This is a genomic window from Xanthovirga aplysinae (assembly GCF_009711365.1).
GTDB lineage: Bacteria > Bacteroidota > Bacteroidia > Cytophagales > Cyclobacteriaceae > Xanthovirga > Xanthovirga aplysinae.
Genome location: NZ_SMMB01000297.1, coordinates 1 through 1,028, shown reverse-complemented (window position 1 = coordinate 1,028; position 1,028 = coordinate 1). Strand labels below are relative to the sequence as shown.

The 1,028-nt window shown below is 31.9% G+C and carries 1 protein-coding gene; it reads left to right on the top strand.

The window, feature by feature from the left end; all coding sequences use genetic code 11:
• Positions 1–1,028 (top strand): S41 family peptidase (locus E1171_RS00830; protein ID WP_155203161.1); only part of this gene is annotated, 1,028 nt, incomplete at both ends.

The following is a 1,028-nucleotide window of genomic DNA, read 5'->3' as shown; positions in this document are numbered from 1 at the left end:
ACTCAAAAGATACACTGATAATCCAACACGGAATTGATAATTGGCTTTTTACAAGATTGGATGGATTACCTGAATTATGTAATTCAAATATTGAGTATAAAGAGAACCCTAAACTTAACTTTTTAACATTTTGGAAAACTTTTAAGGAGCACTATGCTTCATTTGAAATTAAAAATGTTGATTGGGACAAGGTTTATGAAAAGTATGAACCAAAAATTTCAGAAAATACCTCTAGCTCAGAATTGTATGATGTTTTTCAAGAAATGATATCATTATTGAATGACGGACATGTAAAAATGCCGGTCCCAGAAAGCATTAAAAAAGATTATGAAAATAAAGCAAAAGAAAAGAATTATAAATATACTAAGTTGGACGAATTCCAATTGAATAAAGAAATTGCTGAACTTTATGTGGATAACTTACACAATTACAATGCTGGAATGATTCGATATGGCCTAATCCAAGATCAAATAGGGTATATCCAAATCAATTTGATGCTAACGTTAGCTGACTATAACATGCCAAAAGACTTAGACTTAAGAAGCTTTTACGGTCAATATTGGGAAATAGCTGAGAAAAGAAAGGATGAAATTCAAAGGCAGGATGAAGTTGATGGAGTCAATTCAATCTTAAACCTAATACTCAAAGAATTAGAAAATGCTAAGGCTTTTATTTTGGACGTACGCTTTAATCGGGGTGGTAAAGATGGAGTTGCAATTGCTATTTTAAACCATTTTTCCAATAGAGAAAAGCTTGCATTCACAAAAAAGGCAAAAATAGAAAATGGATTTGCAAATAAGCAAGAAATTAGAATCATTCCATCCGAGCAAAATTTTACAGGAAATGTTTATTTATTAACAAGCCATTTAACTGCTAGTGCATCAGAAGTTCTTGTTCTGGGCTCTTTAGCAAACTCTAATTTTACAAGAATCGGCTCGACCACAGAAGGAAGTTTTTCCTCAACTCTTGACAAGAAACTTCCAAATGGATGGGAATATGAATTGTCAAATGAGGTTTATCAAGATTTG